The sequence below is a fragment of the Candidatus Jordarchaeum sp. genome (assembly GCF_052745115.1).
This window is the reverse complement of sequence record NZ_JBRAKS010000204.1, coordinates 1-7064: the sequence shown is the minus strand read 5'-3', so window position 1 is coordinate 7064 and position 7064 is coordinate 1. Positions and strand designations below refer to the sequence as shown.

General features: G+C 39.8%; 8 protein-coding genes. 6 read left to right on the top strand and 2 right to left on the bottom strand.

Annotation, left to right across the window (positions count from 1 at the left end; all coding sequences use genetic code 11):
• Nucleotides 1-170 precede the first annotated feature (170 nt).
• The gene (locus ACUVXA_RS13660) at nucleotides 171-635 is read left to right on the top strand and encodes a hypothetical protein (RefSeq protein WP_445871831.1); all 465 of its coding nucleotides are present in this window, start codon (nucleotides 171-173) and stop codon (nucleotides 633-635) included.
• A 523-nt stretch (nucleotides 636-1158) separates the two neighbouring features.
• Entirely contained in the window at nucleotides 1159-1953 is a 795-nt protein-coding gene (locus ACUVXA_RS13655; protein WP_445871830.1) for an enoyl-CoA hydratase/isomerase family protein, read from the top strand.
• Nucleotides 1954-1986: 33 nt separating this feature from the next.
• Here the strand turns inward: ACUVXA_RS13655 and ACUVXA_RS13650 are convergent, their stop codons facing one another.
• The gene (locus ACUVXA_RS13650) at nucleotides 1987-3069 is read right to left on the bottom strand and encodes an ATP-binding protein (RefSeq protein WP_445871829.1); all 1083 of its coding nucleotides are present in this window, start codon (nucleotides 3067-3069) and stop codon (nucleotides 1987-1989) included.
• A gap of 150 nt (nucleotides 3070-3219) precedes the next feature.
• On the opposite strand from ACUVXA_RS13650, the gene ACUVXA_RS13645 reads away from it, so the two are divergent.
• The 4 genes from ACUVXA_RS13645 to ACUVXA_RS13630 all read left to right on the top strand — a co-directional run bounded on the left by ACUVXA_RS13645 (nucleotide 3220) and on the right by ACUVXA_RS13630 (nucleotide 6406).
• Entirely contained in the window at nucleotides 3220-3750 is a 531-nt protein-coding gene (locus ACUVXA_RS13645; protein ID WP_445871828.1) for a HEAT repeat domain-containing protein, read from the top strand.
• Between the two features lie 354 nt (nucleotides 3751-4104).
• Complete coding sequence (locus ACUVXA_RS13640) at nucleotides 4105-4560, top strand: zinc ribbon domain-containing protein (RefSeq protein WP_445871827.1); 456 nt, start codon at nucleotides 4105-4107, stop codon at nucleotides 4558-4560.
• A 105-nt stretch (nucleotides 4561-4665) separates the two neighbouring features.
• Nucleotides 4666-5025, top strand: coding sequence for a hypothetical protein (locus tag ACUVXA_RS13635; RefSeq protein ID WP_445871826.1), 360 nt, complete (start codon nucleotides 4666-4668; stop codon nucleotides 5023-5025).
• Nucleotides 5026-5038: 13 nt separating this feature from the next.
• Nucleotides 5039-6406 (top strand): MmgE/PrpD family protein, encoded by a 1368-nt coding sequence (locus ACUVXA_RS13630; protein ID WP_445871825.1) that lies wholly within the window; start codon nucleotides 5039-5041, stop codon nucleotides 6404-6406.
• A 116-nt stretch (nucleotides 6407-6522) separates the two neighbouring features.
• Here the strand turns inward: ACUVXA_RS13630 and ACUVXA_RS13625 are convergent.
• A partial coding sequence (locus tag ACUVXA_RS13625; protein WP_445871824.1) for a hypothetical protein occupies nucleotides 6523-7064 on the bottom strand: 542 nt, incomplete at its 5' end.

The following is a 7064-nucleotide window of genomic DNA, read 5'->3' as shown; positions in this document are numbered from 1 at the left end:
TTTAAATAGCTTATATAATTAAGTAACCGTTATTCGGAATATTGCAGAACAGTTACAAACGGTAAAGGGAAAGCAAAACCATTGTTAAAATCTGAGAAAATCATTTCTAATTCGTATTATAGTATTTTAAGTCTTAAATTTCGTTAAAAATTTCAAGAGTTGATAAAAGAATGTCAGAATTTAAAGACTTTCTTACCGGATTGGTTTTCGGTACCATACTTAGATCCGCGGATAACATGGGAGTAAAGCCCACGCTGCTCGGACGTCAATCAGCCGCAGTACTAGGCCCCATAATAAACGATTTAGCGCAAAAGTTCATAGGCAAGGAAGCACCCAAAACCAGAGAGGAGCTCTTGACAGACATAGAAACTATGGGTAAGGTTAGTGGGGTACTAGGCAAAGAGTTCGAAATAACTCACACGCAAAACACAATAAATATAAAAGTTGTTGAATGTCCCTGGGTGGAAATGGGCAAATACGGAAAAACCATAGGGTACAAAGCTTGCCCCCTGTGCGGTATAATTGTTCTACTAATGGGAGCCCTCGAAGCCCAGAATATCAGTCGAGTTGTGAACATCAGTGCGGTTAACAATGATACAGTATGCGAACTCGGATTAGAAGAGGAACAAAAATAGGACACTTCCAAAACAAATTAACAAATTCACTTTTTTTATTTCTCGAATTTAGATTCCCTGAGAACTGGACTGGAATTGCAATTTTAGAGAAACCACATAACGCAAAAAAGATATTCTAGAAGTAATTACCAAAACTTGGAATATAAAATAAATCTTGTTGTACGCATTTAGCTGCTGTGATCGAATAACGGATAATAGGACTTCAAACCCCGAAAGAAGGTCTATTTAGACTTTTTTGGCGAACGTTAACCGCCGGCGAAAAGAATCCAAAATAAACCCCCCTTTTAGGAAAAGGGAGCATATAACGTCATATCAGTCTTCATTAGCTAAATATATACAACTTTTTATTTTTTAATTTCACCACTTTCCTACGTGTCGTAAGAACAGGGTATTTTTGGTTATGTTATTCGATGGTTTTTGTAATCGAGGATTTTTGCGGAAGATTTTTATAAAAGGCTGAAAAGCGTTCATTAACAATTTGAATTAAATTGTTCAATTTTTGAAAAATTGGGGTGTAAGAAAATTGTCGGAAGATATTGTTATTGTTAAGAAAGAACCACCTTTGGCATGGGTTATTATGAACAGACCAAAAGCCAACGCTTTAAACGTAGCTCTGATTAACGCGCTGGACAAGGCTTTTGACGACCTATGGTTCCAACAGGATATCCATGTAGTAATTTTGATGGGAGCCGGTGACAGGTTTTTCTCCGCAGGAGCCGATCTCAAGGAGCCTCCAACACTGACTCTTGGAGTTCCCATGGCTGTAGCACAGATGGACACCGCTCTGCTTATGTCCAAATTAACCACCAAAATCGAAAGGTTTCCCAAGATTGTGATAGCTGCAATCAGGGGTTTTGCCCTTGGTGGTGGATGCGAACTGGCTAGTGCTTGCGACTTCAGAATAGCTGCTGAAGGTTCACAACTCGGTCAACCGGAGGTGGATCGTGGAATAATACCGGGATGGGGCGGAACCGTGAGATTGCCCAGACTAATCGGACTCGCCAAAGCTAAGGAGCTAATACTTTCAGGTGAACCAATAGATGCTCAAGAAGCTTATAGAATTGGATTGGTAAATAAGGTGGTTCCCTTCGATAAGTTTGAGGAAGAGGTAAAACAGTTAGCTCTTAAACTGGCTAAAGGACCACCTGTAGCCCAGAGAGCGGCAAAATATGCACTGAACTTCGGATCTCAAGGTCCTCTGGATGCGGGACTAATATTTGAGGGGGCACTGGCAACTATTGCCACAGTCAGTGAGGATGCCAGGGAAGGTGTAATGGCGTTCCTCGAAAAGCGGGAGCCCAAATTTAAAGGTGCGTAAAACTAAACAAAATTTTTTTCTTTCTTTTTTCGTTTAGATCATTTGGTTTTTTATACTCTTAATTTTCTTATAGAGTTCTTCTACTGTTTTGGGGGGAATGATTTCCTCTTCTTTTTTTCGGAGTCTGATAGCTTCAGATGGGCATGTGGGGACACAGTTTCCGCAGCCGATGCACCTAATTAGGTTTACTGTTGAAACGTTTTCCACTATTGTTAATGCGTTCATTTGGCATCTCTCAACGCAGGTTTCGCATCCCGTGCATAGTTCGGGGTCTATCTGGGCTTGATAGTTTGTATGAATTAATTCGGCTGGATTAGGAAATTGCTTTAGACGTGATAATAGTAGGCAGCAGCACCCACAACAACTACAGATAAATTCTGGTCTCTGAGCATTACTCGGTTGATGAACTAATCCCGCTTCCTCATTTTTTCGCAAGATTTCCAGAGCTTCTTTCTTGCTCACCTGGCGTCCCCATCTATTGTCAATATACAGCTGACCGAGGGGTCCAAGAGCCATACAAGTCTCACTCTCGGATGTTACACTACAAGGCTGTCCTTTCATCTCTGCAGCCTTACGGCATATGCATTCAGATACGCAGAATGGCCCATCCTCTTTTTCAATTATTTTTCTTAAATCATCATAGGTCGATACATAACTCTTTGCCGTTAGGCTTTGTTCAATTGGTATAATGCGGAGCTGGTTAACTCCCGTTCTTAAAAATTCCAGAGCAAATGCCTCACTGATATACTGTTCAAAATCTTCCTGAAATTCCTTAGTAAGTCTTTTTAATTGGTACTCATACATCCCAATAGCTATAAATGCATTCGCGTAGTGTCTCTCGCCTTCCACAATTTTGTAATGGATGCATCCCTTTTTGGCCATATCGTCTAATTTTTCCTTTAGCTCCTCAACGGAGATTTCACTTTTATCAAATCGATTGTAAATGGTTTCTAGGGGTTCATATTCCCAGTTAAGTTTTGTTGCAATTTTTGCCTGCTCAGGAGTGAAAATAAATTTCAATACGCGGAGCTCTACACCAGACTGTGTGGCTGGATATCCGATGGGCATTTTGTCGAGGTGTTTTTGCAATTCACTATAAACTTTATCCTCACTCATTCGACTCTCTCCTTCATAGTTAACGATTATTTTCTTTATGAGTTGTTTTCAAGATATAAGACTTTTTCGATGAAGAAAAAATTAGATGTTAAAATTTTTAAATTATCCTTGGATGTATCTTACGAGAGATAATCAGAGATGAATGACAAAATGAGTAAGAAGGAAAATCATAAAAATGATTTAGCTAAATTTTTTGATGAATTTCTAAAAACTAGGGATGAGGAAAAGATTATCGAATATATAATTTCGAATAGTAATCTCCCTGGCCCTAGAGGAAACCTAGAATTAGCCCAAGCATTTGCTGAAATAGTTGAGGAATACTTTACAAAAGATTCTGAAAAACTATGGAGCTTGTCTCTAAAATTAGTAGAAATTTCAATAGATGAAGCGCCAGTAGATGATCCAAAGGAAATGCTCCCTTTCTGCGGAGCCCGATCCCTAGGGGCTATTGGCTCAACCTTCCCAGCATACTTTCCTAAGACATTTTCTCTCTTAAAAGAATTAGCAAATGACCCAAGATGGAGAACAAGAGAAGGCGTAGCCATGGCTATCCAGGAATTTTTAAAGAAGCGTGGTCCAAAGACTCTAAAAGATTTAGAAAGCTGGATTCAAAAAGACAATTGGCTTGTGATGAGGGCTGTGGCAGCGGGAGTGGCAGAACCAGCTTTATTTAAAAAATGAGCAGAATGCACAGTGGGCCTTAAACCTGCATAAAAAAATCTTTGACCGGATACTAGGTACTAAAGACCGCAAATCCGAAGAGTTCAAAAAGTTGAAACAGGGACTAGGTTATACTCTGAGCGTCGTTATACATGCGATTCCAAAGGAAGGTTTTGAATATACTCATCAACTTATAGATTCACGGGATTCAGATATTCTATGGATAATAAAAGAGAATTTGAAAAAGAAGAGATTAACCAAGAACTTTCCCCAAGAGATAAGTTCAATAAAGAAATTAATATAGTTTTAAATTCAATTGTACCTAGTAGCCGTGTTCAATCCTTTGTTCAAAAATTTTGTTGGTGGATGTTAAAATTGGCGGAATCATTCTGGATTGGAGAATTTGATGATGTTGATTTGGAGGAAGAAGCCTTTTTTGACCTTATCGAAGAAATTCTTTCCAATATGGGGTTTATGATAGTTGAAAAGGATTGGGATGGAGGTAAAATAATTATTAGGTTGAAATTATCACATGCTGACTCAATCGGTTACCTCAATTTTAAGAAGGATAAGCAACATATTTCCATCAGTATAATTTATGAAATTATGAAACCAGATGCTTGGAAGTTATCACTAGACGAAAAGTCGGTTGAAAGTGACAAAGCGAGGCTTGAGGATTCTTGGAAGAATCTTTGCAGAATGATTGACAACATTTTTTCCAGTGGGTTCATTCCAGCTCCCGAATTGAGAGACAATCTTTGTTCAAACTGCGGAAGAGAAATCGATTGGGACTCTAAATTCTGTAAATACTGCGGGTACAAATTAGAATAAATCGACTTTTCGACCGAATTGTCATGCGCCTTTCGACTGAATTTTTGGTAATTGTTGCGAAAAAATTATGTAGAATATACAATGAGTATTTCGTGAGGTGTCTTTATGAAAGAAATAGAAGAGGGCTTAACTCATTTTTGTAACGCATATAATTATCTCTGGAAAGTAGTTGCTAACACTCAGTACTATGACTATATCAAGAATAAAATGTTTAACCTGAAAATAGGCGACAAGAAAAATTATCTTTTAACTGTGGAGCCCGAAACCGCCCGATTTGAAGAAGGTCTAAGTGATTGGGCGGCTGCAACCATAGAAATGAACGAGGCGGATTGGAGATCGGTTTTTCAAGGCGAGGCAAACTTTGCCAGCGTAGCCGCAGCAGACAGACTGGTGGTAAACAAGGACGCACAAAACATTGCTCTTGGGTTGGGAATGGTTATGCAGCTGTTATCACTATTAAAGTAAAGGAGGAGGAGAAATGAGACAAGGTATCACACGAAAAGTAGCAGAATGGGCTCACAATCTAAAATTTGAACAGATTCCAAAAGAAGTTGTGGAACGAGTGAAAAACCAATTGATAAATATGGTGGCAACAATATACGCTGGATCAATGATGGAACCCGGACAAAAAATCATAAAAGCCGTAAAAACTTGGAGAGATAAACCTGAGTCTACAGTGATCAGCGGTGGATGTAAGACCTCCATGCAGAACGCGGCAATGGTGAACTCATTTTTATCCTGCATTCTGGAATATGAGGACTATTTACCAGAATCCCATGTGGGAGACGTAGGAGTCCCAGCAGCATTAGCAGTTGGTGAGAGTTACAGCTCAAGTGGAAAAGAAATAATTACAGCTTTGGTGATTGGAAACGAGGTGGGAGGAAGAACCGGGGAAGTACTGGTGGATCCAGTTCATGTAGGACATGCCTCTCCCAATCATGCGATTGATGTTCCCCTAGTGGCTGGAAGACTAATGGGTTTAGATGTTGAACAATTGATGGATGCCATGGGAATAGCTTGCACCCACGTACAGGGAAATATTATGATCAACTGGGTGGCGGATTGCAAGGGGATGCTCACCGGAATGCCTGCCTACATTGGAATAATTTCAGCGAAACTGGCTGAAGTGGGTTTGAGTGGAAGCCACGAGGTATTGGAACATTCCTTAGGCTATTGTAACATGGCTTCCAACATTCCAGACTTATCCAAACTGGAGATAATCACCAAGGATTTAGGAAAAGAATGGAGAACACTGAAAATCGTATATAAACCATTCCCAGTGGTAGCCTACTATAATGCTCCCATTGACGCTATTATCAAGATAGTGAACAATAATGAGGTTGATCCGGAAAAGGTCAAGGAAGTAAGTATTAGGTGTCCGTTTATCATGATGCTCACCGCGGGATTCTACTCTCTCCGGTATCCCGACTTCTATGAGAGAATCAAAAATCGCAGAGACTGGACCTACCAAGCACTGCTAATAGACGGCTACTATCCTATGGCCATATCACTGGTAGACAAGGAGTACACTCCTAAACAGCTCAAAATAGAAAAAATACTCAACCCCACAGTGCAGGAAATAATAAAGAAAATCAAACTCAAAGGAGACCCCGCCATAGGATCATCAGCCGAGGTAACCATAACCATGCAGGACGGAACAAGCTACACCCAATTCTCCAAGTACGACGCTTTCTTCCAACCCGAAGAAGGCTTTGACGTCAAGAAAAAACTATACGACATGGCTGAGGGAGTAAAAACCAAACAGGAAATCGGAGAAATAATGTCCACAATTGAAAAATTGGAAAAAGTAGACAACATAAACCAGCTAACAGAACTATTAGCATAAAATTGAGAAAAAGTTAAACACACAATTCTCAATATTATTCTTTTAATTCAAAATCGTGTCTAATCTAAAATAAAAAAGAAAAGGGGTAAGATTTTTTATTCTCTACTTTCTTATCCTTATCCTTTCTTATATTTGTCTAGTTTCTCTACCAGTTTCATTAGTTCTTTTTGCAGTTTCTCCTTTTGCTTCCTGTCACTATCGGTGTACAATCCTTCGCTTTCTTTTCTTCGCAACTCTTCAATCTGCATCCTTATTTCCACGAATCGTTTCTGTATTTCTTCCAGCCTCTCCATCTCTTTAGGTGAAACCACTGTTTCCAGAGGAACCTTGGAGAGAAAGAGACTCGCATATATGTAGTCCTTTTGAACCTTGTCATACTTGTACTCGATTTTAAGCCGCTTTGCAGTGTACTCATCATAGTCTAGTACACCCGAGTCGTGTTTAGATTTCAGTTCTTCGAGCTTTGCTCCGTACTTGTTCACTTCTCTCTGCAATTTTTCTCTTCTCCGGCTTAAGTCCGAAACCTTCTGTTCATGAAGCTTCCTCACTTTATCCAAATCAATCACTGAACCTAGGACGGTGGGAAGCGTCTCCTTGAACTGTCCTACTTCGCCCTTCCAGGTTTCAAGCTGCTTACGATGCTGCTGCTCGATCTGGA